Origin of the sequence: Aeromicrobium sp. WCS2018Hpa-31, from assembly GCF_031843905.1 — a bacterium.
GTDB lineage: Bacteria > Actinomycetota > Actinomycetes > Propionibacteriales > Nocardioidaceae > Aeromicrobium.
Map to the genome: position 1 here is coordinate 67,253 of NZ_JAVTJF010000010.1, position 26,168 is coordinate 93,420.

26 protein-coding genes are annotated in these 26,168 nt (G+C 70.9%); 15 read left to right on the plus strand and 11 right to left on the minus strand.

The window, feature by feature from the left end; translation table 11 throughout:
- Positions 1-21 precede the first annotated feature (21 nt).
- The gene (locus tag RQG84_RS13940) at positions 22-783 is read right to left on the minus strand and encodes a MerR family transcriptional regulator (protein ID WP_311210481.1); all 762 of its coding nucleotides are present in this window, start codon (positions 781-783) and stop codon (positions 22-24) included.
- Positions 784-969: 186 nt separating this feature from the next.
- Here RQG84_RS13940 and RQG84_RS13945 point away from each other — a divergent pair, with 186 nt between their 5' ends.
- From RQG84_RS13945 to RQG84_RS13960, 4 genes are all read left to right on the plus strand, one after another.
- A complete protein-coding gene (locus RQG84_RS13945; protein WP_311210482.1) occupies positions 970-1,491 on the plus strand; it encodes a GNAT family N-acetyltransferase in 522 nt (173 codons plus the stop codon).
- A gap of 83 nt (positions 1,492-1,574) precedes the next feature.
- Positions 1,575-1,769: a DUF3046 domain-containing protein gene (locus RQG84_RS13950; RefSeq protein ID WP_055968556.1), complete on the plus strand. Its 195-nt coding sequence runs from the start codon at positions 1,575-1,577 to the stop codon at positions 1,767-1,769.
- Between the two features lie 307 nt (positions 1,770-2,076).
- Positions 2,077-3,159, plus strand: coding sequence for a recombinase RecA (gene recA, locus RQG84_RS13955; protein ID WP_311210483.1), 1,083 nt, complete (start codon positions 2,077-2,079; stop codon positions 3,157-3,159).
- Positions 3,160-3,197: 38 nt separating this feature from the next.
- Positions 3,198-3,728, plus strand: a complete 531-nt coding sequence (locus RQG84_RS13960; protein WP_311210484.1) for a regulatory protein RecX — start codon at positions 3,198-3,200, stop codon at positions 3,726-3,728.
- A gap of 39 nt (positions 3,729-3,767) precedes the next feature.
- On the opposite strand, the gene RQG84_RS13965 is transcribed toward RQG84_RS13960, so the two are convergent.
- Positions 3,768-4,325, minus strand: coding sequence for a PadR family transcriptional regulator (locus RQG84_RS13965; protein WP_311210485.1), 558 nt, complete (start codon positions 4,323-4,325; stop codon positions 3,768-3,770).
- Positions 4,326-4,407: 82 nt separating this feature from the next.
- On the opposite strand from RQG84_RS13965, the gene RQG84_RS13970 reads away from it, so the two are divergent.
- Positions 4,408-4,869, plus strand: a complete 462-nt coding sequence (locus RQG84_RS13970) for a hotdog fold domain-containing protein (protein WP_311210486.1) — start codon at positions 4,408-4,410, stop codon at positions 4,867-4,869.
- 6 nt (positions 4,870-4,875) lie between these two features.
- On the opposite strand, the gene RQG84_RS13975 is transcribed toward RQG84_RS13970, so the two are convergent.
- The 5 genes from RQG84_RS13975 to RQG84_RS13995 form a co-directional block, all read right to left on the minus strand.
- Positions 4,876-5,751, minus strand: coding sequence for an amino acid ABC transporter permease (locus RQG84_RS13975; RefSeq protein ID WP_311210487.1), 876 nt, complete (start codon positions 5,749-5,751; stop codon positions 4,876-4,878).
- Complete coding sequence (locus tag RQG84_RS13980) at positions 5,748-6,392, minus strand: amino acid ABC transporter permease (RefSeq protein WP_311210488.1); 645 nt, start codon at positions 6,390-6,392, stop codon at positions 5,748-5,750. The genes RQG84_RS13975 and RQG84_RS13980 overlap by 4 nt, the downstream gene beginning before the upstream one ends.
- An 84-nt stretch (positions 6,393-6,476) precedes the next feature.
- Positions 6,477-7,355 (minus strand): glutamate ABC transporter substrate-binding protein, encoded by an 879-nt coding sequence (locus RQG84_RS13985; RefSeq protein ID WP_311210489.1) that lies wholly within the window; start codon positions 7,353-7,355, stop codon positions 6,477-6,479.
- A 58-nt stretch (positions 7,356-7,413) separates the two neighbouring features.
- Positions 7,414-8,142 (minus strand): amino acid ABC transporter ATP-binding protein, encoded by a 729-nt coding sequence (locus RQG84_RS13990; RefSeq protein ID WP_311210578.1) that lies wholly within the window; start codon positions 8,140-8,142, stop codon positions 7,414-7,416.
- Positions 8,143-8,365: 223 nt separating this feature from the next.
- On the minus strand, positions 8,366-9,925 hold the full coding sequence (locus RQG84_RS13995) for a hypothetical protein (protein ID WP_311210490.1): 1,560 nt from the start codon (positions 9,923-9,925) through the stop codon (positions 8,366-8,368).
- Between the two features lie 120 nt (positions 9,926-10,045).
- Here RQG84_RS13995 and RQG84_RS14000 point away from each other — a divergent pair, with 120 nt between their 5' ends.
- From RQG84_RS14000 to miaB, 3 genes are all read left to right on the plus strand, one after another.
- The gene (locus tag RQG84_RS14000; protein ID WP_311210491.1) at positions 10,046-10,741 is read left to right on the plus strand and encodes a DUF305 domain-containing protein; all 696 of its coding nucleotides are present in this window, start codon (positions 10,046-10,048) and stop codon (positions 10,739-10,741) included.
- Between the two features lie 77 nt (positions 10,742-10,818).
- The gene (locus RQG84_RS14005; RefSeq protein WP_311210492.1) at positions 10,819-11,241 is read left to right on the plus strand and encodes a VOC family protein; all 423 of its coding nucleotides are present in this window, start codon (positions 10,819-10,821) and stop codon (positions 11,239-11,241) included.
- Between the two features lie 63 nt (positions 11,242-11,304).
- Positions 11,305-12,822, plus strand: coding sequence for a tRNA (N6-isopentenyl adenosine(37)-C2)-methylthiotransferase MiaB (miaB, locus tag RQG84_RS14010; RefSeq protein ID WP_311210493.1), 1,518 nt, complete (start codon positions 11,305-11,307; stop codon positions 12,820-12,822).
- 127 nt (positions 12,823-12,949) lie between these two features.
- Here miaB and RQG84_RS14015 read toward each other — a convergent pair whose 3' ends face one another.
- Together RQG84_RS14015 and RQG84_RS14020 are read right to left on the minus strand one after the other, a co-directional pair.
- The gene (locus tag RQG84_RS14015) at positions 12,950-15,028 is read right to left on the minus strand and encodes a YhgE/Pip domain-containing protein (RefSeq protein ID WP_311210494.1); all 2,079 of its coding nucleotides are present in this window, start codon (positions 15,026-15,028) and stop codon (positions 12,950-12,952) included.
- On the minus strand, positions 15,028-17,928 hold the full coding sequence (locus RQG84_RS14020) for an MMPL family transporter (RefSeq protein WP_311210495.1): 2,901 nt from the start codon (positions 17,926-17,928) through the stop codon (positions 15,028-15,030). The genes RQG84_RS14015 and RQG84_RS14020 overlap by 1 nt, the downstream gene beginning before the upstream one ends.
- A gap of 51 nt (positions 17,929-17,979) precedes the next feature.
- On the opposite strand from RQG84_RS14020, the gene RQG84_RS14025 reads away from it, so the two are divergent.
- Positions 17,980-18,618, plus strand: a complete 639-nt coding sequence (locus tag RQG84_RS14025; protein ID WP_311210496.1) for a TetR/AcrR family transcriptional regulator — start codon at positions 17,980-17,982, stop codon at positions 18,616-18,618.
- A 46-nt stretch (positions 18,619-18,664) separates the two neighbouring features.
- Complete coding sequence (locus tag RQG84_RS14030; protein WP_311210497.1) at positions 18,665-19,231, plus strand: HhH-GPD-type base excision DNA repair protein; 567 nt, start codon at positions 18,665-18,667, stop codon at positions 19,229-19,231.
- Between the two features lie 27 nt (positions 19,232-19,258).
- Here the strand turns inward: RQG84_RS14030 and RQG84_RS14035 are convergent, their stop codons facing one another.
- A complete protein-coding gene (locus RQG84_RS14035) occupies positions 19,259-19,828 on the minus strand; it encodes a hypothetical protein (protein ID WP_311210498.1) in 570 nt (189 codons plus the stop codon).
- 64 nt (positions 19,829-19,892) lie between these two features.
- Between RQG84_RS14035 and RQG84_RS14040 the strand changes: the two genes are divergently transcribed.
- Positions 19,893-20,588, plus strand: coding sequence for a hypothetical protein (locus RQG84_RS14040; RefSeq protein WP_311210499.1), 696 nt, complete (start codon positions 19,893-19,895; stop codon positions 20,586-20,588).
- Positions 20,589-20,595: 7 nt separating this feature from the next.
- On the opposite strand, the gene RQG84_RS14045 is transcribed toward RQG84_RS14040, so the two are convergent.
- On the minus strand, positions 20,596-20,844 hold the full coding sequence (locus tag RQG84_RS14045) for an antitoxin (protein ID WP_311210500.1): 249 nt from the start codon (positions 20,842-20,844) through the stop codon (positions 20,596-20,598).
- 66 nt (positions 20,845-20,910) lie between these two features.
- Between RQG84_RS14045 and miaA the strand changes: the two genes are divergently transcribed.
- From miaA to RQG84_RS14065, 4 genes are all read left to right on the plus strand, one after another.
- Entirely contained in the window at positions 20,911-21,867 is a 957-nt protein-coding gene (miaA, locus tag RQG84_RS14050) for a tRNA (adenosine(37)-N6)-dimethylallyltransferase MiaA (RefSeq protein WP_311210501.1), read from the plus strand.
- Between the two features lie 9 nt (positions 21,868-21,876).
- Positions 21,877-22,707, plus strand: coding sequence for a diaminopimelate epimerase (gene dapF, locus RQG84_RS14055; protein WP_311210502.1), 831 nt, complete (start codon positions 21,877-21,879; stop codon positions 22,705-22,707).
- Entirely contained in the window at positions 22,704-24,125 is a 1,422-nt protein-coding gene (gene hflX / locus RQG84_RS14060; RefSeq protein ID WP_056554285.1) for a GTPase HflX, read from the plus strand. Before dapF ends, hflX begins: the two co-directional genes overlap by 4 nt.
- 81 nt (positions 24,126-24,206) lie before the next feature.
- Entirely contained in the window at positions 24,207-26,159 is a 1,953-nt protein-coding gene (locus RQG84_RS14065; protein ID WP_311210503.1) for an ATP-dependent DNA helicase, read from the plus strand.
- The last annotated feature ends 9 nt before the right edge of the window (positions 26,160-26,168 follow it).

Consider the following 26,168-nt stretch of genomic DNA (forward strand, 5'->3'; position numbering starts at 1 on the left):
GCCCGGACGCCTGAAGGGCGCTCAGGCGTGCCGCTCGGCGTTCGTCTCGACGATCGCGCGGAGCCAGTCGGCCAGTCCCGGTGCCAGCTCCTCGAGCTGCGCGCGGAAGCGCTCGTCCCCGGTCGTGAAGCGGACGACACCGCGGTGGAGCTCGTGGTCCGCGTCGTAGAAGCGGTTCAGCTCCGAACGGTGCTGCTCCGCGAGCGCGTTCGCCCGGTCCGAACCGGGCTCCACGCCGGCGGTGAACGCCTCGGCGAGTCGGGCGTTGAGGGCGTCGCCCTCGGTCTTGACCCGCTCCCAGTCCTCCTTGGTCCACTGCGCCGTCCGCGCCTGGGACTGCGCCCAGGCCTCGGTGTCGCCCCAGCGCTGCTCTGCCTCCGCCTGGTACGCGGGGTCCCACGTCTCGCCGAAGATCTCGAGCTGCTCCTCCGGGGTCAGTCTGATGCCGGACATGTGTGCCTCCATCTCGCGTTCGATGGCCGTCACCAGCTCCTGGACCCGGGCCAGCCGCTCGGTGAGCAGCCGGTGCTGGGTCCGCAGGTGATCGACCGTGTCGGTGTCGCCGTCCAGGAGGGCGGCGACGTCGTCGAGCCCGAATCCGAGGTCGCGGTAGTACAGGATGCGGGTCAGTCGGTCGGCGTCCGCGGCGTCGTACAGGCGGTACCCTGCGGCGTTGCGGGCGCGCGGCAACAGCAGTCCGACGTCGCCGTAGTGGTGCAGCGTCCGCACCGTGACACCGGCCAGGCGCGCGAGCGTGCCGACCGTGTAGCTGGCTTCCTGCATCGTCCTCGTCCTCCTCTCGTCCGGGCTCGACCACGACTCTGGGGCCTCACGTTGCGTGAGGGTCAAGCCTGCCAGGCGATCGGCGTCACGGCCCTGGCATGCTGGCCGACGGCAGCGAAGGACCGGAGCACGGCCCGTCCGCGGTGTCACGGACGTACGACCAGCGAAGACGAGGCGGGGGTACCGGTGGATCCCAGTGACTGGGGCTTGCGGCCGCTCGTCCTCGACGACGTCGACGCGCTGCACGCCGTGTTCGCCGATGCCGGGACCTGGGAGCACCTGCCGTCGGGCGTCTTCACGCAGCGCGAGCAGACCCTCGAGGTCGTCGAGCGGGCCGTCGCCGACTGGAACGACGTGGGGCTCGGCCAGTACGCCGTGCTGCACGCGGGCGAGCTCGTCGGTGCCGGCGGCGCCATGCCCCGCGACGGGTGGTGGAACCTCGGCTTCCGACTCACTCCCAGCGTGTGGGGCCACGGGCTCGGCACCTGGGTGGCGAGCGTGGGCCTCGGCGCGGCCCACCGCACCCGTCCGACGTGGCCCGTCGTGGCGCGGTCGGTCTCGACCAACCCCGTTTCGGCGCGCGTGAGCGAGCTGGCCGGGCTGGAGCACGTCCACACCGAGCCGTGGACCCACGGCCCCGACCGGGTGATCCACGCCGACCGTGCCCTCGAGCCGGCACTCCTCGCGGCGATCGTCGCGCTCGGCTGAACCCGACCGACGGACCGAGCGGCTTCCGAGGTCCGTCCGAGGCCGTCGCCGTCGCCTGTGCGCCCCGTGGCATGCTGGCCGCGATGAGGCACAGCGAGTTCTGGGAGCGGATGCGGATCCACCTCGGCCCGGCGTACGCCCGCTCGTGGGCGGAGTCGCAGGTCATGTCCGACCTGGGTGGTCGCACGGCCAGCGAGGCCCTCGACGCCGGGGTCGACCCCAAGACCGTGTGGCGTGCCGTGCACGCCCGGCTGGAGCTTCCCGCCAGCGAGCGCTGACCGCCCAGCCCTTCCCCCCATCGGTGGATCCTCAACATCTGGGGCGTCATCGGTGGATCCTCAACCGCAGCGAGCGTCCTGCGGTTGAGGATCCACCGATGGTGGGGGAGTCGTACGCGTGCCGGCACCGGCGAGGCCGACACGGCGTGTCGCATCCGATCGAACAGGTGTTCGTACTAGCGTTGTCCACACGGTTGACGCGAAGGTGTGTCGCTGTCCACAGGCGGGGTCGACGAGGCCCCAGATGTCGGAGGCGGCCCCTAGCGTCGCAGATGACCGGCCCCCACCGAGCAGAACGGACCAGCCCATGGCTTCCAAGGCACCACTGACCCCCGTCACCGCCGTCACGAGCGACCAGCGCGAGAAGGCGATCGACAACGCGATCGCCCAGATCGACCGCAACTACGGCAAGGGCGCCGTCATGCGCCTCGGAGAGCGGGGCCGGGTCCCCATCAACGTCATCCCGACGGGTGCCACCGCGCTCGACATCGCGCTCGGCATCGGCGGTCTGCCGCGCGGGCGCATCGTCGAGATCTACGGCCCGGAGTCCTCGGGCAAGACCACGGTCGCGCTGCACGCGGTGGCCAACGCCCAGAAGGCCGGTGGGGTGGCGGCCTTCATCGATGCCGAGCACGCGCTCGACCCCGACTACGCCCGCAAGCTGGGTGTCGACACCGACGCGCTGCTCATCTCCCAGCCCGACTCCGGTGAGCAGGCCCTCGAGATCGCCGACATGCTGATCCGTTCGGGCGCCATCGACGTCATCGTCATCGACTCCGTGGCGGCCCTGGTGCCTCGCGCCGAGATCGACGGCGAGATGGGCGACAGCCACGTCGGTCTGCAGGCCCGCCTCATGAGCCAGGCCCTGCGCAAGATGACGGGCGCCATCCACGGCTCGGGCACCACGGCGATCTTCATCAACCAGCTGCGCGAGAAGATCGGCGTCATGTTCGGCTCGCCCGAGACCACCACGGGTGGCAAGGCGCTCAAGTTCTACGCCTCCGTCCGGCTCGACGTGCGCCGCATCGAGACGCTCAAGGACGGCACCGACATGGTCGGCAACCGCACGCGCGTCAAGGTCGTCAAGAACAAGCTCGCCCCGCCGTTTAAGCAGGCCGAGTTCGACATCATGTACGGCCAGGGCATCAGCCGTGAGGGCAGCCTGATCGACGTCGGCGTGGAGACGGGCATGGTCCGCAAGGCCGGCGCCTGGTACACGTACGAGGGCGACCAGCTGGGCCAGGGCAAGGAGAACGCCCGCCAGTTCCTCAAGGACAACCCCGACCTTGCCGAGGAGCTCGAGAAGCGCGTCAAGGAGCACCTGGGAGTCGGCGCCACGATCGACGACGAGGTCGCCGACGACGTCGACCTGCCCGCGACGGAGTTCTGAGCGTGCCCGGGGGACAGGCGCGAGGGCAGGAGCCGCCCGTGGTCTCGGACGAGCCGGTGCGCGACACGCCGCAGGATCCCGATGCCGACGTCGAGTCGGTGGCTCGCACCATCCTGCTCAACAAGCTCACGGACTCCCCGCGCAGCCGGGCTGAGCTCGCCGAGGCGCTGGCGCGCAAGCACGTGCCCGACGACGTCGCGACGCGGCTGCTCGACCGGTTCGAGGAGGTCGGTCTGATCGACGACGCCGCGTTCGCGCGGGCTTGGGTCGAGTCGCGCTCGCGCAGCAAGGGCCTGGCCACCAAGGTGCTGGCGCTCGAGCTGCGGCGCAAGGGCATCGCCGACGAGATCGCGCGGGAGGTCCTGGCCGACGTCGATCCCGACTCCGAGCGTGAGGCGGCCCACCGGCTGGTCCAGAAGAAGCTGCGCTCCATGCGCGGCCTCGACGACACCACCCGGATCCGTCGGCTCACCGGCATGCTGGCGCGCAAGGGCTACTCGCCCCAGGTCGCCTTCGACGTGGTCCGCGAGGAGCTCGAGGCCGACGTGGAGCCGCTCGTCTCCACCTGAGCTGGTGGCAGCAACGGGTGTGGTGTGGGGGAGTGCGGCTCAGCCGCGCTCCTCCACGTCGCGTCGGATCCGCTCGACGATGTCCTTCTCGCTGTCGTAGTACGACATGCCCCAGTCGGCCACGCGAGCCGCGTAGCGGAGCTCCTCGACGTCTCCGAGCATCTCGCGCACGGCCTCCAGCTCCTTGCGCTGCACGGCGAGCCGCTCGAGGTAGTCGTCGAGCATCTCCTGCACGTGCTCGGTCGAGGTGAGCCGACCCATCAGCAGACGCAGGGCCACCGGGTGCTTGAGCACTGGGAACGGGTCGTCCACCGGTGCGGAGAGCCACCGTTCCACCTGGGTGCGTCCCTCGTCGCTGATCTTGAAGCGGCGCGTGGTGCGTCGCCCCTCGGTGTGCTCCACGGCGTGCACCAGGTCGCCCTGGAGCAGCTTGTCGAGGTCGGTGTAGATCTGGCTCATCGCCGGCGACGTCCAGTAGAACCGCAGCGTGCGGTCGGCGCGCTGCTTCAGCTCGTAGCCCGTGAGGCCCTTGGTCTCGGACTCCCCGTCGAAGGCCAGCAGCCCCAGGATGGCGTACGAGGTCATCGACAGGTTCACGCCGCTCACCCTACTGAGCCGTTCGCCACATCGCCCGTGCCGACGCAGACAGCGTCGCTGTCAGGGTCCTAGACTCACGCGCATGCCCAGCACCCTCGATGTGTACCAGAAGATGTCGGCCCTCCCGCAGGGGAAGCGACTGTTCTCCATCTTCTACGGCCAGAAGGCGCCGTACTTCGCGTCGATCCACATGGCCGTGCGCGAGATGCGGCCGCACTTCGCCGAGATCACGATCCCGAAGCGGCGCAGCGTGCAGAACCACATCGGTACCGTGCACGCGATCGCGGCCTGCAACGGTCTGGAGGCGGCCATGGGCCTGCTCGCCGAGGCCACCTGTCCGAGCGACTCCCGCTGGCTGCCCAAGGGCATGGACGTGAAGTACCTGGCGAAGTCGGCCGGCGACCTCTACTGCACCGCTGAGTCCAGCCCCGAGGACTGGGCCAACGGCCCCGACGTCCCGATCCGTGTGAAGGCGGCGCTGAAGGACGGCACCGTCACGGTCGAGGGCACCATCCATCTCTGGGTCACCCCGAAGAAGCGCTGAGCCGGGTCAGGCCAGACCCGGCGCGCCGGTGCCACCGGCACCACCATCGGGCTGGCTCTGCACGACGCCGCCGACGAGCCCGGGCGACTTCCGCTGGCCGATGTAGCGCCGCTGCACCCACCCACCGAGCCAGGTGAGCAGCAGGTTCATCGTGATGTAGACGACCGCGAGCACGATGGCGGTGGCCAGCCTGTTGTCGAAGGTCCGGAACACCTCGCGCCCGGCCACCGTCAGGCCCGGGGCGAGGATCGCGTAGCCCAGGCTGGTGTCCTTCAGCACGACGATGCACTGGCTGATGATCGAGGGGAACATGATCTTCACGGCCTGCGGCAGCAGGATGATGCGTGTGACCGCGCTCTTGCGCAGACCGAGCGCGTAGGCCGCCTCGGCCTGTCCCTTCGGCACGGCGTTGATGCCGGCGCGGAAGACCTCGGCCAGCACCGATCCGTTGTAGAGGATCAGGCCGATCACGAGGGGGAACAGCACACCGTTCGGGTACGACGCGAGTCCCCAGATGAAGATGATGAGCAGCAGCAGCGGCACCGCGCGGAAGAACTCCACGACGGTCCACGACGGCCACCGCACGAGCCGGCTGTCGCTCAGCTTGCCGACACCGAGCAGGACGCCGAACACGACGGCGCCGACGATGGCGATCCCGGCCGCACGCAGGGTGTCGATGAGGCCCTGCACGAGGACGTCGACGATCCGCGGGGTGACGAACGGCTCCCACTGCTGGGCGGTGAGCTGGTTCTCGCTGTAGAGCTTCCAGACGACGAGGGCGACCAGGGCGACGACGCCGACGACGGTGGCGATGCCCAGCAGCCGGTAGCGGCGGGCGGCCTTCGGTCCGGGGACGTCGAAGAGGACGGATGCCTGGCTCATGCGACCCTCCAGGCCTTCTCGAAGCGGGACGCGCCGAAGGAGATCAGCTCGACGATGACGATGTAGCCGAGGGCGATCCCGAGGAAGATGACGATGCGCTCGCTGGCGTAGTCGTTGCTGAGCCCCTTCATGCGGAAGGTGGCCTCGGCGATGCCGAACACCGCGGCGAGCGAGGTGTTCTTGGTCAGGGCGATGAACACGCTCGCCAGCGGCGGGACCGTGAGCCGGAACGCCTGGGGGAGCACGACCTGCGTCATGGTCAGGGAGAAGGGCATCCCGATCGACCGCGCGGCCTCGGCCTGGCCCAGCCCGATGCCGTTGATGCCCGAGCGGATCGCCTCGGTGACGAAGGCCGCGGTGTAGAGGCCCATCGCGAGCGTGATCATGACGAAGAAGCCGAAGTCGATGCCGACCTCGGGCAGCCCGTAGTAGGTGAGCAGGATCAGCACCAGCAACGGCGTGTTGCGGAAGATCGTGACGTAGCCGATCCCGACGCCGCGCAGCACCGGCACGGGTGACACGCGTGCGACGGCCACGAGCGTGCCGACCACCAGCGCGAGCGCCCCGGAGGCGACGAGCAGCTTCAGGGTCTCACCGAAACCGGAGAGCACCAGGTCGAAGTTCTCGCTGAGGGCTTCCACGTCACCTCCGTCGTCGAGCGACAGTCGCAGGATGGTCGACCGGTCGCCGGGCGGTGAGGCCCGGCGACCGGTCGGTCGGTCGGATCAGGCGCAGGCGTCGAGCGTCGGCTTCTCGGGCACGTCGTTGCCCGACTTGCCGAGCGTCGCGTCGAAGGCCTTCTCGAAGTCGCCGTCGTCGTACGCCTTCTCGATCGTGTCGTTGAGGAACTGGCACAGCTCGGGGGCGTCCTTGCTGTAGCCGACGCCGTAGCGCTCCTCGGAGAAGGGCTCGCCGACGACCTTGAGCTCGTCGGGCGCCTGCGCGGCATAGCCGAGCAGGATCGCGCCGTCGGTGGTGACGGCGTCGACGGAGCCGTTCTTCAGCTGGTCGACGCACTCGGAGTAGGTGTCGAAGCCGGCCGGGGTCGCGCCGTACTCCTCCTCGACCGTCTTGATCGACGTGGAGCCGGTGACCGAGCAGACCTTCTTGCCCTCGAGGTCGTCCGGGCCGTTGATGGAGTCGTCGTCGGCGGCGACGAGCAGGCTCTGGCCGGTGACGTAGTACGGGCCGGCCTGGCCGACGACCTTGCGACGGTCGTCGGTGATCGAGTACGACGCGATGACGAAGTCGACCGTGCCGTTCTGCAGGAACGGTTCGCGGTTGTCGGAGATCGCCTCGACCCACTCGATCTTGTCGGGCTCGATGCCCAGCTGGCCGGCGATGATCTTGCCGAGCTCGGGGTCGATGCCGGTGGGCGTCTCGGAACCGGCGGCCTTGAAGCCGACGCCGGGCTGGTCGTACTTGACGCCGATCTTGACGCTGCCGGCCTCGGCCAGCTCGGCCATGCGCGAGCCTGCCTCGAAGTCGGGGCTGTCGACGACCTCGTACTCGTTGCCGGACGCCGCCGTGCCGTCGTCCTCGCCTGCGTTGCCGCAGGCCGAGGCGGCCAGGACGACCGCTGCGGCGACTGCCGCGAGCTTCATGCTGCGCACCTTCATGGGAGCTTCCCCTCGATCGGTTGGTTGGGTTCGAACAGGTGGATCAGTGGTTGAGGATCTTGCCCAGGAAGTCCTTCGCGCGGTCCGACGACGGAGCGCTGAAGAACTCGTGGGGGGTGTTCTGCTCGACGATGCGTCCGTCGGCCATGAACACGACGCGGTCGGCGGCGGTGCGCGCGAAGCCCATCTCGTGGGTGACGACGATCATCGTCATGCCGCCCTTGGCGAGGTCGATCATGGTGTCGAGGACCTCCTTGATCATCTCCGGGTCGAGCGCCGACGTCGGCTCGTCGAAGAGCATGACCTTGGGCTCCATCGCGAGCGAGCGGGCGATGGCCACCCGCTGCTGCTGGCCGCCGGAGAGCTGGGCGGGAAGCTTGCTGGCCTGCGACTCGACACCGACCCGCTCGAGCAGCTCCATGGCGCGCTTCTCGGCGTCGGCCTTGGCGTGGCCGCGGACCTTGATCGGGCCGAGCGTCACGTTCTCGAGCACGGTCTTGTGCGCGAAGAGGTTGAACGACTGGAAGACCATGCCGACGTCGGCGCGCAGCTGCGCGAGGGCCTTGCCCTCGGCGGGGAGCGGCTGGCCGTCCACATGGATCTGGCCCTCGTCGATCGTCTCGAGCCGGTTGATCGTGCGGCACAGCGTCGACTTGCCCGAGCCCGAGGGCCCGATCACGACGACGACCTCGCCCTGGGCGACGTCGAGCTCGATGTCCTGCAGCACATGCAAGGAGCCGAAGTGCTTCTGGACCCCCTGCATGGCCACCATGGGTGTGTCAGCCATGCGGGACAACCTATCGGCGTCCTTGGTCGTCCTTGCAAGTCCGCAACCGAATCGTCACCTGCGGCGGGGACGCGGCAACGCCGTGGACACGCGCGCCGGGACACGCACGGGGACGCACGTCGGCCGTCGACGCAGGGAGCTGCATCGACGGCCGACGTCTCGGGTCCGCGAGGGTGGGAGTGCCGGCTCGCGGTCGTGCGACCGAGCCCTACTCGCGGTAGCGCGGCTGGCTCTGCGGGTTCAGCTCGTCGAAGCGCACCCGCTCCGCACCCTTGATCCGACGGTCGTCGACCTTGAACACGTCGAAGCCGCGCTGGATCTCGTTGGAGTAGACGTAGCCGTTGTAGTAGTACGTCGACCAGGGGCCGCCGACCACGAGACGCTGTGCGTCGTTGGGGCCACGGTCGTGCCAGGCGATCTCCTTGGGGTTGGCCGAGTCGGTGAAGTCGAACATCGACCAACCGCCCTGGTACCAGGCCTGGACCATGATGTCCTTGCCCTTCACCGGGACGAGCGAGCCGTTGTGGGCCACGCAGTTCTCGGTGTTCGCCTGGGTGCGGGGGATCTTGTAGTAGCTCTTGAACTGCAGGTCGCCCTTGCGGGTGATGTCGTAGATCCCGTTCGCGCCCTTGGTGTCACCCACGGTGGGGTTGCAGGTGGGCGCGCCGCCGCCGCCGAGCTCGTCGGTGAAGACGACCTTGGTGCCGTCGTTGTTGAACGTGGCGGAGTGCCAGAACGCGAAGTTCTCGGTGTCGCGCACGTTCTCGGTGACCTTCGGCTTCTCACGGTCACGGATGTCGAGCAGGATGCCGTCGCCCATGCAGGCGCCGGCCATGATGTCCTTGCTCGGGTAGGCCGTGAGGTCGTGGCAGCCGCTGGTCTCGCGCGAGTAGCCGCCGGCCGGGTTGCCCCCGTCGGGGAACAGCACGGGCTGGGCGATCATCGTCGCTGCCGACGGCTTCTTCAGCGGCACCTTGACGATGCTGATGGAGTCCAGCGGAGGCTGGCAGTCGGGGAACGCGGCGTCGGGCGCGTACGACGAGACGTAGACGTAGAGGTCGTTCTTCGAGCCCTTGCCGGGCTTGCCGCCCTTCCCCTTGCCCGGCTTGCCGTTGCCGGGAGCCAGGGTGTGGGTGTGCGAGCCGCACGGTGTCTCGACGGCCGACACGTACTCCGGCTTGCGCGGGTTGGAGATGTCGAAGACCTTGACGCCCTCCCACGAGTCCTTGATGGTGGCCGACTGCGCCGTGCTCTGGCACGAGGCGTCGCTGCGCGAGGAGTCGGTGCTGAGGATCAGCACGTCGTCGTACACGGAGATGTCGTTCTGCGAGCCCGCGCACACGACCTGCGTGACGACCTTCGGCTTCGCGGGCTTCGAGATGTCGTAGACCATGAAGCCGTTGTAGTTGCCGGCGAAGGCGTACTTGCCCTGGAACGCGAGGTCGCTGTTGAGGGCGTCCTCGGTGGCGAACGCGCCCTGCTTGGCGATGGTGGCGATGCGCTCGACGTTCTTGCTGTTCGCCTCCTCGCCTGGTGCGAGGTCGGCGCCGCTGGCGTTCATCCGAGCGGTGTCGTTGCCCGGGAGGCAGTTGCCTGCCAGGCGGTCCGCCTCCGACAGCACGACTTCGCCGTCGCACTCGTCGGACGTGGTGTCGCGGGCCTGCACCTCGGCCGTGGCGGCCATGGGTGAGAGCAGTGCCGCGGTGAGCGCGCCGGTGGCGGCGGCTCCGAGCAGGGCCGTGGTGGCCCGTGTGCGCGAGATACGCATAGGTGTCCTTCCCCCGAAGTGTGGCTATCCTCGCTGAAAGCCGTCATGACGACAAGGGCGACGCGCGGACTCGTTCGTGACGTTCCCGTGACGGCGACACTTCGGGGGAAGGAACCACCTATGCGTCGTCCGAGTCCCACGTTCGGCCGCGGAGCCGCCGCCGCACTCGTCGCCGTGGCCGCGCTCGCCACCGGGTGCTCCGGGGACGATCCGTCGCGGAAGGTCGACGGCACGATCATCCAGCCCGGCATGCCGGGGGAGGACTCCGAGGAGCTCGACGAGGCCCCGGAGATCGAGCGTGCCCGGGCCAACGACGCCGACATCGAGTTCGTGCAGATGATGATCCCGCACCACGCCCAGGCGCTCGAGATGGCGCAGCTCGCCCCGAAGGCCGGGGGCAGCAAGGCGGTGCGCACGATGGCGGACCGCATCGACGGCGCCCAGCGTCCCGAGATCGTCTACATGGCGGGCTGGCTGACCGACCAGGGCCTCGACGCGCCGACGAAGGAGCAGATCGAGGGCGGCAACATCCCGATGGGTCGCCACGGAGGGCACGGGTCGCACGGCGGCGACGTGCACGACATGGCCGGCATGGCCAGCGAGGCGCAGATGGCCGCCCTCGCGAGGGCGAAGGGTGACGCGTTCGACCGGCAGTTCCTCGAGCTGATGGTCATGCACCACCAGGGCGCGATCGAGATGGTCGGCGACGTCGTCCGGCAGGGTGCGGACCTGCAGGTCAACGAGCTGGCCACGAGCATCGCGGCCGACCAGACGGCCGAGATCGACCGGATGCGTCAGCTGCTCGCCGACCTCTGAGCGGGTCGACTCGGCCTGCGGGGGAGCCGGGGTCGTGTGAGCGTGGAAGCACACCCCACCGCACCCGAGGAGACCCCGTGCCGATCGCCGCCACCGACTACGCCCACGTTCGCCTGACCGTCCGCGACATCGACGCCTCGCGTCGCTTCTACGATTCCGTCTTCGGCTTCGACGTGGCGTTCGAGCTCCCGGAGAACCCGGACGCGGAGACCCGTGAGCAGCTGGCGTTCCTCTTCGGCGGCGTGATCTACCAGTTCCCCGGCGGCCTCCTCGGCCTGCGTCCCGTGGCTCCGGGTCACGACTCCTTCGACGAGGACCGGACGGGGCTGGACCACCTGTGCTTCGCCGTGGCCGACCGCGCAGCCCTGGACGACGCCGTCGCGGTGCTCGACGACCTCGGCATCCGCCACGAGGACGTCAAGGACCTCGGCGGCCAGCTGATCCTGGAGTTCCGCGACCCCGACGGCATCGCCCTGGAGATCACCGCCCCTGCAGCGTGACGACCGCGGCGGCGTCCGGCCGTGGCTGGTCGTGGCAGGTTCGCCGCGTAGGATCGACCGGTCATGACTGCAGCGACGTCGCCAGGAGCGAAGACCTACGAGGTGCGCACCTACGGGTGCCAGATGAACGTGCACGACAGCGAGCGGCTGTCGGGCCTGCTGGAGACCGCGGGCTACGAGAAGCACGGTGGTGACGGCGCCGACGCGCCCATCCCCGACCTCGTCGTGTTCAACACCTGCGCGGTCCGTGAGAACGCCGACAACAAGCTCTACGGCAACCTCGGCCACGTCGCGAGCCTCAAGGCCAAGAACCCCGGCATGCAGGTCGCCGTCGGCGGGTGCCTCGCGCAGAAGGACCGTGACACCATCACCGACCGGGCGCCGTGGGTCGACGTCGTGTTCGGCACCCACAACATCGGGTCGCTGCCGGTGCTGCTCGAGCGCGCACGCGTGCAGGAGGAGTCGCAGGTCGAGATCCTCGAGTCGCTCGAGGTCTTCCCGTCCACGCTGCCGACCAAGCGCGACTCCGTGTTCGCCGCCTGGGTCTCGATCAGCGTCGGGTGCAACAACACGTGCACGTTCTGCATCGTCCCCGCGCTGCGCGGCAAGGAGAAGGACCGTCGGCCCGGCGACATCCTCGCCGAGGTGCAGGCGCTGGTCGACGACGGTGTCGTCGAGGTGACGCTGCTGGGCCAGAACGTGAATGCCTACGGCGTCGAGTTCGGCGATCGCCAGGCCTTCGCCAAGCTGCTGCGTGCGTGCGGCGAGATCGAGGGCCTCGAGCGCGTGCGGTTCACCAGCCCGCACCCGAAGGACTTCACCGACGACGTCATCGCCGCCATGGCTGAGACGCCCAACGTGATGCCGCAGCTGCACATGCCGCTGCAGTCCGGCTCGGACCGCGTCCTCAAGGCGATGCGTCGCTCCTACCGCCAGGAGAAGTACCTCGGCATCCTCGACCGGGTCCGTGAGGCGATGCCCGAGGCCGCGATCACGACCGACATCATCGTCGGCTTCCCCGGCGAGACGGAGGAGGACTTCCAGCACACGCTCGACGTCGTCCGTCAGGCCCGGTTCTCCAGCGCCTTCACGTTCCAGTACTCCCAGCGCCCCGGCACGCCCGCGGCGACGCTGCCCGACCAGCTGCCGAAGGAGGTCGTGCAGGAGCGGTACATGCGCCTGGCGGCCCTCGTCGAGGAGACGTCGTGGGCGGAGAACCAGCGGCTCGAAGGTCGCACCGTCGAGCTGCTCGTCTCCGACCACAGCGCCGCCGGCGGCCGCAAGGACCACGAGACCAAGCGCCTCACCGGCCGCGCGCGCGACAACCGCCTCGTGCACTTCGTCCCCGGCGACCACGCCGTGCGCCCCGGCGACCTGGTGGAGGTCACGGTCACGCACGCCGCACCGCACCACCTCGTCAGCGACGCCGAGCCGGTGTCGTACCGGCGTACGCGTGCGGGCGACGCGTGGGAGGCCCGCCAGGGTCGCACCGAGGTGCGCCCCGCCGTCTCCCTCGGCATGCCCGCGGTGGGCGTCCCGGCCCCGCTCCCGGTCGCTGACGCGCCCGCCTGCGCCCGCTGACCCCTCCCGGCGCTCCCGCACCGAGATTCCCAGGTCGACCTGGGAATCTTCCACGGTGCACGAAGATCTCAGCCGCGCACGGGTAGCAACCCGTGCGCGGCTGAGATCGCCGTGCCTCGCAGACCGATCAGACCTGCAGGGTCGGGTGCAGTCTCGTGATCGAGACCCGCTGCCGCCGCCTCGCCGCCAGCGCCGTGGCGCCCAGGGCCAGCAGTGCGAAGACCACGAGGACGAACGCGTCGAACGCGACGCCCTGCGTCCCACCGGCGGTGGCCGCCCGGAACCCGTGGACCGCATAGGTCATCGGGAGCAACGAGTGCAGGAACCCGAAGAACGACGGTGAGGTCTCGATCGGGTACGTGCCGCCCGCGGCCGTGAGCTGCAGGCAGACGAAGACGATCGCGAGGAATCGTCCAGCCCCGCCGAACCAGGCGATGAACGTCTGGTTGATGGCCGTGAAGACCAGGCCGGTGAGCACGGCGAGACCGAGCAGCAGCCACGGCTGCGAGGCACCGACGCCGACCACCCCGAGCAGCACGCCCACCAGCAGCACGGCCTGCACGAGGGACAGCGCGGCACCGGGGACGAACCCGGCCAGGGCCGTGCGCATGCTGCCGGCGGCCGACGCGACGGCGCGCGCCGAGAGCGGCCGTAGGAGCAGGTAGATCGACATCGCACCGACCCACAGCGCCAGGGCCATGAAGTAGGGCGCGAGTCCCTCGCCGTAGGACGAGACCTTGTTCAGCCGGTCGGCGGCGTCGGTCACCGGCGTGGCCGCGGTCTTGGCCAGCTGGTCGCGCTCGTCCTCGGTGTAGTCCGGGACCTGCTCGCTGCCGTCGCTGAGCCCCGACTGCAGCTCCAGAGCACCGTCGCGCAGCGCGCCCGCGCCGTCGGCCAGCTGGTTCGCCCCGTCGGTGAGCTGACCGGCTCCGTCGGCCAGGCGATCGGCACCGGTGGCGGCATCCTCGGCGCCGTCGGCCAGCTGGGAGGTGCCGGAGCGAAGGCGGTCGGCGCCGTCGGCGGCGTCACCGATCGCCCCGACGAGGGCGGGAACGTTGTCGGCGAGCTCGCGGTTGCCGTCGGCGACCTGGCGAGCGCCCCGGCTCAGTGCCGCCGACTGCTCACCGATCGTCCCTGCCTGCCCGACGAGTCCGTCGAGCTGGGTGCGAGCCGTGGCGGCGGAGTCGGCCGCGGCGTCGAGGTCCGAGCACTGCGCGGCGGGTGCACCGCTCTCGCGGCACGTGGTGGCCGCGTCGCGCAGGCTCTGCTCCAGCGTCCCGAGCCGCTGGTCGATCTCGTCGGTGCTGCCGGAGATGGCACCCGTGACCTGCTGCACGATCCGGTCGAACCCGGCGACGCCGGTGGCCACCTGCTCGGCACCGTCGGCGAGCCGTTCGGTCTGGCCGGGCAGGGGAGCCGTGCGGTCCTCGAGCTGGCCGAGCCCACCGGCGAGCTGTCCGACGCCGTCGTCCAGCTGGTTCGCTCCCGTGGCGAGCCGACGCGTGCCTTCCGCGAGCGTCGTGGCCCCGTCGGCCAGCTGCGCCGTCCCGTCGCTCAGCTGGTTCGCGCCGTCGGTCAGCTCTCCGGCACCGTCGGCCAGCTGCCCGGCGCCGTCGGCGGCCTCCTCCAGGGACGCCTTGATGTCGGTGAACCCGAGGTAGAGGTTGCCCAGGTACGTCTCGGTCACCTGGGCGTTGAGCGAGGACTTGGCGGCGTCGAGGATGCGGTCGGCGATCTGGCCGTTGACGAAGTTCACGGCGTCGTTGGTCTTGAGGTCGAGCCGACCCTGCACCGCCGCGGACGGGTCGCCGCTCGTGGAGGTGGCCGCCTTCGACAGGTCCTTCGGGATGGTCAGCACGGCCTTGTACGTGCCGTCCGCCAGCCCGGCGCGGGCGTCGGCCGCGTCGGTGAGCAGCCAGTCGTAGTTGTTCCGCGAGTCGTCGCCGATCAGGTTCGCGGCCAGCTCGCGGCCGACGGCGACGGGCTGCTTCTCACCGTCCTGACCGGCCACCTCGATCATCTCGTCCTCGTTGACGACGGCGGCCTGGACGTTGTCGAGCCGCCCGGTGGGGTCGAGGTTGGCCCAGATGTAGAGGGCGCCGTAGAACAGCGGCACGATCGCCACCGCGAGCACGGCGGCGCGGGTGATCCGGCTGCGGCGGAACCGCGCGAGCTCGAACCAGGGCAGGGACGGGGAGGGGAACATCAGATCATCAGCTCATCGAGGGTGCGACGGGTGTCGAGCTCCAGCAGGTGGAGCCGAGGGGACGGTGTCGAGGAGTTCTGGGCAGGGGCGGACGACGCGGCCTGGACGCCCGCGACGAGCGCGGTCGACCGGTGCTCCAGGAGCTGGGCGAGCGTCGACCACAGCAGGTCGATGTGCTCGGTGGCGCGCAGGTCGTCGGCGTCGTCGACGACCACGACCTGTGGGTCGGCCAGCAGCGCCAGCACGACCCCGAGCGTCTTGCGCTCCAGGCGGGTCAGCTCGGACACCAGCCTGGTGCCGGCGACCTCCTGGAAGGGCAGGCCCGCCTCGTCGTGGGCCGCCTCCAGCGCGCGGTTCATCGAGTTCCGCACGGGTGTCACCTTCGACCGCGAGACCCACAGCCCGAACGTGCGGATGGAGAGCCGCTCGGCGATGTGCTGGTCCACGGTCAGGTTGGGGTCGAGGTCGTTCACGTCGCGGAACTCGGCGAGGGCCACGGTCTCGCGGACGGCCGGAGACTCCTGCGGGAGCAGGTGCCCGGCCACGCGCAACCGGCCCTCGTCGAAGGCCATGCGGCCTGCGATCGTGAGCAGCAGGGCGGTCTTGCCGCTGCCGCTGGGGCCGTGCACGACCAGCCAGTCGCCGGCCGGCACCTCGAGGGTGACGTCGTTGTAGACGAAGCCCTCCGGCGTCTGCAGCGTCAGTCCGGCAGCGGAGACGGCCGCGGTGGGGTCGCGGCGCGCCCACGACTCCAGCTCGACCCTGCGGTGCAGGGCCTCGCCCTCGACGTCGACGTGGGGGAGGACCTTCGCGAGCCGCGCGGGCATCCACCACGCCCGGTCGCCGGCGTAGCGCATGACCGCCGGGGCGAAGAGCATGCGCACGAGGAAGGCGTCGGCGAACACGCCGATGGCCAGTGCGAACGCGATCGGCTTGATGTTCACGTCGCCCTCGGGGACGAAGGCGGCGAACACGGCCAGCATGATCACCGCCGCGGCCGTGACCACACGTGAGCTGCCGACGAAGCCGTCGATGATCGCGCGGTCGGCGTCGCCGGTGCGCACGTACTCCTCCTTCATGCGCGACATGAGGAAGACCTCGTAGTCCATGGACAGGCCGAACAGCACCGCCATCAGCAGGATCGGCAGGAAGGAGATGAGCGGGCCGGTCTGGTCGAGGTGGACGAGGTCGGCGAACCAGCCCCACTGGAACACCGCGACCACGGCCCCGAACGCCGCACCCGTGGAGAGGATGAAGCCCAACGTCGCCTTGACCGGCACGAGGACCGAGCGGAACACCACCATGAGGAGCAGCACCGACAGACCCACCACGAGCACGCCGAAGGGCAGCAGCGCCCCCTGCAGCCGCTCGGAGACGTCGATGCCGACGGCGGTGAGACCGGTGACCGACACGGCGACGCCGTGCTCCTTCTCCCAGCGCGGCGCCTCTGCCCGGATGCGGTCCACGAGGTCCGCCGTGGCGGCGTCGGCCGGGCCGGTCGACGGGATCACCTGCACGACGGCGGTGTCGGCAGTCCGGTTCGGCGTGGCCAGGCCGATCTGCTCGACGCCCGGGGTCGCGCGCAGGTCCTTCTCGACGTCGTCGACCACCCCGAGCGGATCGCGCGAGGTGATCACGTCGAGGGTGACCAGCAGCGGACCGTTGTAGCCGGGGCCGAAGTACTCGTCGACCAGGTCGTAGGAGTCGCGCTGCGGCGTGCCGACCGGCTCGGTGCCGTTGTCGGGCAGGGCCAGCTGCAGGTCTTTCACGGGCAGGGTGGCGATGGCCAGGATGCCGACCACGAGCACCATGGCCACGGCGGGGAACTTGGTGGTCAGCAGGACCCAACGTCGGGAGAACCCGCCCGGGGGACGTTCACCCTCCTTCGCCTTGAGCCGGTCGCCGGCGCGGCCGAGCAGCGCCGGCAGCAGGGTGAGCGCCACGGCGACCGCGACGGCCACGGCGAGCGCACCCCCGATGCCCATGACGGTGAGGAAGGGGATGCGGGCCACGGCGAGGCCCACGAGCGCGATCATGACGGTCACGCCGGCGAAGACCACGGCGGAGCCGGCGGTGGCGACGGACCGGGCGGCCGCCTCCTCCGCGGGCACGCCCTCGCTCATCAGCTCGCGGTGCCGCGACAGGATGAACAAGGCGTAGTCGATGCCGACGGCGAGCCCGATCATGAGGGCCAGGAGGGGAGCGGTCGACGAGACCGACAGGAAGCCCGTGGCCGTCCAGATCAGCTCCATCGACACGATCACGCCCACGAGGGCGGTGATGATGGGCAGGAACGCCGCACGCCACGACCGGAACATCCGGTAGAGCACGAAAAGCGCGACGACGACGCCGATGATCTCGATGATCGAGAGCTTGGGCCCGGTGTTGGAGAAGGCGTCACCGCCGAAGGCCACCGTGTAGCCGGCGTCCTCCAGGCTCGAGCCGGTGTCCTGCAGGTCGGTCTTCAGCTTCTCGGTCACGTTCTCGAAGCCGCCCGACAGCTGGACCTGCACCTGGGCCGCGCTGTCGTCCTTCGAGATCGAGGCGTCGCGGGCCATCTCGTCGTACGGCGAGGTCACGTCGGTGACGCCCTCCACGCGCTCGAGGTCGGCGACGGTTCGCTCCACGAGGGCGCGTGACTTCTCGGAGTCGATGGAGGTGCCGTCCGGCGCCACCACCACGACGTAGGCGGACAGGCCGGCCAGCTCGGGGAAGGTGCGGCCGAGGTCGGCGAACGCGTCGTTGGCCTCCGAGCCGGGGATGTCGAACTCGTCGCGCGTGCCGTCGCCGAGGGTGAGCGCGGCGCCGGCGCCGATCATCACCACCAGGATCCACGCGAGCAGGACGCGCGTGTGGTGGACGAACGAGCGGCGCCCCAGCTCGTAGAGGTACGTGGACATGAGAGCAACGATACGTTTCTGTATCCGATACAGCAATGTATCGTGAGTGTCGTGTCCACCACGTCTGCCGCGAGCCCGGATCCCGTGTCCCGACGACGCGCCGCCACGCGCGAGCGCCTGCTCGATGCTGCGCGCACCCTGCTGGTGCGCGAGGGACTCCAGGGCGTCTCGGTGGAGCGGCTGTGCGAGGAGGCCGGCTACACCCGCGGCGCCTTCTACTCCAACTTCGAGTCCAAGGACGATCTCGTCGTCGCCCTGGTCATGCGGGAGAAGGAGGCCATCCTGAAGACCCTGCGCGAGGCGGCCGAGCCCTCCACGCTCGCTGGGCTGCAGCCGGAGGAGGCCGCCGGGGCCATCCTCGAGCGCTTCGTGCTGCTGCAGCCGCCGGACCTCGACATGTTCCTGCTCCACCTCGAGCTGCAGACGCGCGGACTGCGCGGTGACGTCGGCGGCGACGTGTTCGTCGGCTGGTGGCACGAGGTCATCGACGGCATCTCCGACGTCCTCACGGTCGCCCTCGACGCGGTGGGACTGCGCCTCACCCTCGACGTCAAGGACGTCAGCGTGATCCTCATGGGCATGTGGGACGCCATGGTGCTGAGCTCGCTCGTCGACGACCGTCCGGTCGACATCGACACGCTGCGCACGACCCTGCCCCGGATGCTCCTCGCCCTCACCGAGCCGGTCTGACCCGCCACGCCCCGTCGCGGTCCGCTCGACCTGGGATGATGGGTCCATGGTGACGATCGCGCAGGACCCCGCAGCCGACCGCGTGCTCAGCGACGACCCGTTCGCGCTCCTCGTGGGCATGCTGCTCGACCAGCAGTACCCGATGGAGCACGCGTTCCGCGGGCCGGCCAAGATCCTCGAGCGCTTCGGCACGCTCGACCCGGCGGCCATCGCCGACGCCGAGCCCGACGCCTTCGCCGACCTCTGCGCCACCCCGCCGGCCATCCACCGCTACGGCCGGTCCATGGCCGGGCGCGTGCAGGCGCTCGCCAAGGTCGTGGTCGACGAGTACGACGGCGACGCCGCGCGCATCTGGTCCGACGTCGGCAGCGCACCGGTGCTCATGAAGCGGCTCACCGCCCTGCCGGGCTACGGCGAGCAGAAGGCGAAGATCTTCACGGCCCTGCTGGCCAAGCAGCTCGACGTGAAGCCGCGCGGCTGGACGAAGGCCTCGGGCGACTACGCCAAGAAGGGCTACCGCTCGGTCGCCGACGTCGTGGACGCCGACTCGCTGCAGAAGGTCCGGCAGTTCAAGAAGGCCAAGAAGGCCGAGGCGAAGGCCGCCCAGGCGTAGGTGCCGGCGCGCTCGAGCGCTGCGGCGTCAGACGTCCTGGTCGCCGGCGGAGAACGGATCGACGAGCACGTCGGGCACGCGGCAGGTGCCGTCGGCGGCGCGGTCCATCCGCTCGACGACCGGACGGTCGTCGGGTCCGGTGGGCACGCGGAAGGTCGCGTCGAAGCCGGTGCTCACCTGACGGGCGTAGCGGTCACGTGCACGCAGGAGGTTGTCCCAGTCCTCGAGCCACGCGTCCAGGGGGCGGTCGGACCGTCGGTCTGCAGCGTCGATGCGGCGCACCGTGTCGATCATTCGCTCGACCGCGAGGTTCTGGTCGGCCAGCACGGCGGCCTGCCGTCGCGGCGGCCCGCCGACCCGGAGTCCTTCCACGGTCGACCTCATGATCGCGCAGGCGATGGTGACGACGCCGGTGACCTCGGGGTCGTCGAGGTAGCCGCGCTCGTCCTCCTCGAGGGAGTGCAGCAGGGAGAACGTGGCGGCCGCAGCCACGGCGAGCGCGACCAGCGGGGCCAGGAGGGCCATCCACCGCCACCCGGGAGACACCGGCGGCAGGTCGTACCGCCACGCGTCCTCGTCGGGCAGGTAGGCGGGCACCAGGTCATGGTGCCACGGGGGCGCTCGTCCGGCGGGTCGAGCGCGCACCGCCTACGCTCGCCCCGTGCCCAGCGTCGTGTTCTGCCCCTGCTCGCCCCTGCTCGCCGCAGGGGCTCTCGTCGGTGACGTCGTCGAGATGGAGGCGGTGCGGGTCGAGGCGCTCGCCGCCGTCCGCAGGCTCGTCGACGACGCCCCGGCCCGCGTCCTCGTGGTCGGGCCCGACGCACCGCCGGCTCCGGCGGACGAGCGTGCCGGCGGCTCGCTGGCGCCGCACGGGATCGACGTGACCGCGGGCGGCCCCGACGCCGGGCTCGGGCTGGCCCACACCGTCGGTGCGTGGCTGCTCGACCAAGCAGGCTGGACGGGCTCGCGCGCGTACGTGCACGAGGTGCACGCGTCCGACCTCGACGACGCCGCCGTGCTGGTCCTGGCCGACGGCTCGGCCCGGCGCTCCGAGCGCGCGCCCGGACACCTCGACGATCGGGCCGAGCCGTTCGACGCCACGATCGCCGCGGCTCTGGCCGACGGCGACGCCGATGCGCTGGGCGGCATCGACCTCGAGCTCGCGGACTCCCTGCTGTGCGCAGGGGCACGGGCCTGGCGAACGGTGGGCGATGCCGTGTCCGCTCGACTGCACGCCTCCGAGGGTGCGCCGGTCGACGGCGTCACGGTCGACCGCGCAGGGGTCGAGGCGCGACTGCACCTCGACGACGCCCCGCTCGGCGTCGGCTGGTTCGTCGCCGAGTGGAACGTCTCCTAGCTCAGGCTCAGGCGCGGCCGCGGGGTCCGGCTGATCCGCCGCCCCTGTCCTCCTCGGCGAGCTTGTCGGCGGCATCCTTCGCCTTGCCGGCCGCGCCGTCGATCTTGCCGGTGTACTTGCCCTTGGTCGCCTTGTCGGCGAGACCGGCGGCCTTGTCGATGCCCTGGTCGATCTTGTCGTTCTGGGTCTTCGCCAGCTCGGCGGCCTTCGCCTTGAGCTCGGGGGCGTTCTTCTTCAGCTTGTCCAGGAAGCCCATCAGATCTCTCCTCGGTCCAGGGGCGCACTGCCCCGCTTGCCCCGAGGCTACTGAAAGACTCCACGGGTGAGCAGCCTCGATCGCATCGTGGTCGTCGTCGGTCCGACGGCGTCGGGCAAGTCGGCGCTGGCGGTCGACCTGGCGCTCGCCCTCGGTGGAGAGGTGGTCAACGCCGACGCCGTGCAGCTGTTCCGTGGCCTGGACATCGGCAGCGCGAAGGTCACCGAGGCCGAGCGGCGCGGCGTCCCGCACCACCTGCTCGACGTGCTCGACGTGCACGAGGCGACGTCGGTGGCGACCTTCCAGCGCGACGCCCGCGCCACGATCGAGGACTGTCTGCGTCGTGGCGTGACGCCGGTGCTCGTCGGCGGGTCGTCGCTGTACGTGAGGGCCGTGATCGACGACTTCGAGTTCCCCGGCACGGACCCCGAGGTGCGCGAGCGCTACCAGCGTCGGCTCGAGACCGAGGGGGCCGAGGCGTTGCACGCCGAGCTGCGGCGGGTGGCTCCCGAGGCTGCCGACCAGGTGCTCCCCTCGAACGGCCGCCGGCTCGTACGCGCACTGGAGGTCACCGAGATGACCGGCCGACCGTTCGTCGCGAGCCTTCCGGCTCACCGCTCGATCTACCGACGCGTGACCCTGCTCGGGCTCGACGTCCCGCGTCCGGTGCTCGACGAGCGCATCGTGCGTCGGGTCGATGCCATGTGGGAGCAGGGACTCGTCGAGGAGGTGCGCGGCCTGCTCGATGCCGGGATCGACGGCTCGCCCACGGCGTCGCGCTCCATCGGCTACCAGCAGGTGCTCGCGCTGCTCCGTGGTGAGCTGAGCGACGAGGAGGCCCGCGCCGAGACCGTGCGGGGCACCCGCGCGTTCGCCCGGCGACAGGACCGGATGTTCCACCAGGACCCACGGGTGCGTTGGCTGCCCCACGACGAGCCCGACCTGCTGGCCCGTGCGCTGGACCACGTGGCACGGGGCGGGGAGCCCGGCGACGCCGCGGATCCGTCGGGCCCGCGGCCGTAGACTGGTGTCATGACTTTCCCCTGGCTCAAGGGGCACGGCACCGAGAACGACTTCGTCCTGCTCCCCGACCACGACGGCACGGTGCACGGCGACCTCGATCCCGCGTTCGTGGCCGCGCTGTGCGCGCGACGCAGCGGCATCGGCGCCGACGGCGTGCTCCGCGTGGTGCGGTCGGCCGCGCTCGACGAGCCTCAGGCCGCCGCCAGCGCGGGGGAGTGGTTCATGGACTACCGCAACGCCGACGGCACCGTCAGCGAGATGTGCGGCAACGGCGTCCGCGTCTTCGCCCGGCATCTGCTCGACGAAGGACTCGTGCCCGAGGGCGAGCCGGTCGTGGTCGGGACCCGCGACGGCGACAAGATCGTCACGCTCGACGGCGACGACTACGTCGTCGACATGGGCGGCGCGACGTTCGTCGAGGGCAGCAAGGTCGTCGTCGACGGGCGCGCCTGGGAGGCCGTCGGCGTCCGCACCGGCAACCCGCACGCCGTCGCCTTCGTCGACCGGCTCGACGACGCGGGCTCCCTGCTCACCGAGCCCGAGTACGACACGCGGGTGTACCCCGACGGCGTGAACATCGAGTTCGTCGACGTCCGCGGTGACCACCACATCGCGATGCGGGTGCACGAGCGCGGCTCCGGCGAGACGCGGTCCTGCGGCACCGGCGCTTGTGCCGCTGCTGTCGCGACCGCCTCGGTGCAGGCCGACACCCTGCCCACGACCTATCGCGTGGACGTGCCCGGCGGCACGGTCCGCGTCACCTGGACCGCGGACGGCCGCGTGCTGCTGGCCGGTCCCGCCGAGATCGTCGCCCGTGGCGACATGGAATGGATGGCATGAGTCGATCTACCCCCACCCCCGGACCCGACGTCGACGCGGAGTCGCAGCGGGCCACCGAGGGCGCCCACGAGGGGCTCGAGCTGGCGGAGCGCCAGTCGCTGCGCCGCGTCGCCGGTCTGCGCACCGAGCTCGAGGACATCACCGAGGTCGAGTACCGCCAGCTGCGGCTCGAGCGCGTCGTCCTCGTGGGTGTGTGGACGGACGGATCGGCCGAGGACGCCGAGAACTCCCTGGCCGAGCTCAAGCTGCTCGCCGAGACCGCGGGCTCGGAGGTGCTCGACGCGCTGCTCCAGCGCCGTCAGCGACCCGACGCGGCCACCTTCATCGGCAGCGGCAAGGTCGAGGAGCTCACGGCCGCCGTGCAGGCCACCGGTGCCGACACGATCATCTGCGACGGCGAGCTCGCCCCCAGCCAGCTGCGCAACCTCGAGGACCGCACCAAGGTCAAGGTCGTCGACCGCACCGCCCTGATCCTCGACATCTTCGCCCAGCACGCGAAGTCGGCGGAGGGCAAGGCGCAGGTCGAGCTGGCCCAGCTGCAGTACCAGACCCAGCGTCTGCGCGGCTGGGGTGGCAACCTGTCGCGCCAGGCCGGTGGCCGTGCCGCCGGCGGTGAGGGCATCGGTGGCCGTGGCCCCGGTGAGACCAAGCTCGAGACCGACCGCCGTCGCATCCAGGCCAAGATGGCCAAGCTGCGCCGTGAGCTCAAGGCGCTGCGCACCACGCGCGACATCAAGAAGGCCCAGCGTCGGCGCAACGCCGTGCCCGCCGTCGTCATCGCCGGCTACACCAACGCCGGCAAGTCGAGCCTGCTCAACCGGTTGACCGGTGCCGGCGTGCTCGTCGAGGACGCCCTGTTCGCGACCCTCGACCCCACCACCCGCAAGACCCAGGCCAGCGACGGACGTGTGTACACGATGTCCGACACCGTCGGCTTCGTGCGTCACCTGCCGCACCAGCTCGTCGAGGCGTTCCGCTCCACGCTGGAGGAGGTGGCCGAGTCCGACCTGGTGCTGCACGTCGTCGATGCGTCCCATCCCGACCCGGAGGGGCAGATCGCCGCGGTCCGCGAGGTGTTCGCCGAGATCGACGCGACCGGCGTCCCGGAGATCATCGTGCTCAACAAGGCCGACGCCGCCGACCCGATGATGGTCAAGCAGCTGCTCGCCCGCGAGCCGCACGCGGTCCTGGTGAGTGCCCGGACGGGCCAGGGCATCGACGAGCTGCTCGCTGCGGTCGAGGCGGACCTGCCTCGCCCGGAGGCGCGGGTGGACGTCGTGGTGCCCTACGACCGGGGCGACCTGCTCAGCCTCGTGCACCAGACCGGTGAGATCGAGACACTCGACCACGCGTCCGACGGCACGCACCTCGTCGCCCGCGTCTCCGACGAGCTCGCGCACCAGCTCAACGAGCTCTGAGGCTGGGCGACGCCGGCACCTGCGCACTCGGCTGTGGACGGGGGCCGGACCGGCGCAGGGCGTCCGTCTAGGCTCGCCACCATGCCCGACAGCCCCTCCGCCGAGCCCAGCGTCCGCGAGGTCCTGCACGCCGCGGTCGGCGCCCTCGGCGGCACGGAACGCCCAGGTCAGGTGGCCATGGCAGAGGCCGTCGCGGAGTCGCTCGGCTCCGGTCGACACCTGCTGGTCCAGGCCGGGACGGGCACCGGCAAGTCGCTCGGCTACCTCGTGCCCAGCCTGCTCCACCAGGACCGCGTGGTGGTCTCCACCGCCACGCTCGGGCTGCAGCACCAGCTCGTCCAGCGCGACCTCCCGGCCCTGGTCGCGGGTGCACGCGAGGCCATGGGCACCACGCCGTCGTACGCCGTCGTGAAGGGGCGCGCCAACTACGCCTGCCTGCACCGCGTGCGCGAGGGCGTGCCCGACGAGCAGGGTGCTCTCGTCGACCTGCCCGAGGGAAGCCTCGGCGCCGAGGTGCTGGCGCTGCGCGAGTGGGCCGAGGACCTGGCGGGCAAGCCGGGAAGCGGCGACGGTGCGCACGGCGACCGTGAGTCCGCACCGTCGCACACCGATCGCGCCTGGCGGCAGGTCAGCGTCAACCACCGCGAGTGCGTGGGTGCCACACGCTGCCCGCACGCCGCGGAGTGCTTCGCGGAGCTGGCCCGCGAGTCCGCCCAGCACGCCGACGTCGTCGTCACCAACCACGCGCTCCTGGCCATCGACGCGATCGACGGCGTGCCGATGCTCCCCGAGTACGACGCCGTGGTGGTCGACGAGGCGCACGAGCTCGCCGCCCGCGTCACGCAGGCCGCCACCTCCGACCTCGACCCGGCGGGCATCGAGCGCGCCGCCCGGCGCGCCCGTCCCCACACCGACGGGGAGACCGACGACCTCAACGAGGCCGCCGACGCCCTGGCGGCCGCCCTGGCCCGTGTCGACGTCGGCCGCATCGACGTGCTCGACGACGAGCTGGCCGAGGCGCTCGCGCGGGTCCGCGACATGGCCCGCGCCTGCCTGTCCGCCTTCCCGCGCGAGAAGTCCGACGGCGAGGCCGACGCCTCCCGCCAGCAGGCGAAGGCCGGACTCGAGGAGGTGCGTCTCGTCGCCGATCGCATGGCGAGCCTGCGCGAGACGGAGGTGCTGTGGCTCTCCGACACCCGCGGGCCGGTGCTGCACGTCGCTCCGGTCGACGTCTCTGCCAGCCTGCGCGACAAGCTCTTCGAGGAGAAGACGGTCGTGCTCACCAGCGCCACGCTCACCGTCGGCGGTGGCTTCGACCCCGTCGCCGCGGCCGTCGGGCTCCGCCCGGGTGACACCGAGGTGTGGACCGGCCTCGACGTCGGCTCACCGTTCGACTACGGCCGCCAGGGCATCCTCTACGTCGCCAAGCACCTGCCGCCGCCGGGTCGCGACGGCATCACCGACGCCCAGCTCGACGAGATCGCGGCCCTGCTGGAGTCCGCAGGCGGACGGACGCTGGGGCTGTTCTCGTCGCGACGTGCGGCCGAGGCCGCAGCCGAGGGAGTGCGCACGCGCCTTCCCGACCACGAGATCCTCTGCCAGGGCGACGCACAGCTGTCCGAGCTGACGCGGCGCTTCGCCGAGGAGGAGCGCACCAGCCTGTTCGGCACGCTCAGCCTGTGGCAGGGCATCGACCTGCCGGGCGACACCTGCCGACTCGTGATCATCGACCGCGTCCCGTTCCCGCGACCCGACGACCCGCTCATGAGCGCACGGCAGCGCCTCGTCGAGAAGCGCGGCGGCAACGGGTTCATGACCGTGGCGGCCAGCCATGCCGCACTGCTTCTGGCGCAGGGGTCCGGCCGGCTGATCCGGCGCACCACCGACCGGGGCGTCGTGGCGGTGCTCGACCCCCGACTCGTCACGGCACGCTACGGATCGTTCCTGGCTGCCTCGCTCCCACCGCTGTGGCGCACCACCGACCGCGACGCCGTCCTCGGTGCGCTGCGACGACTCGACTCGAATGGCCACTGAAACCTCCAC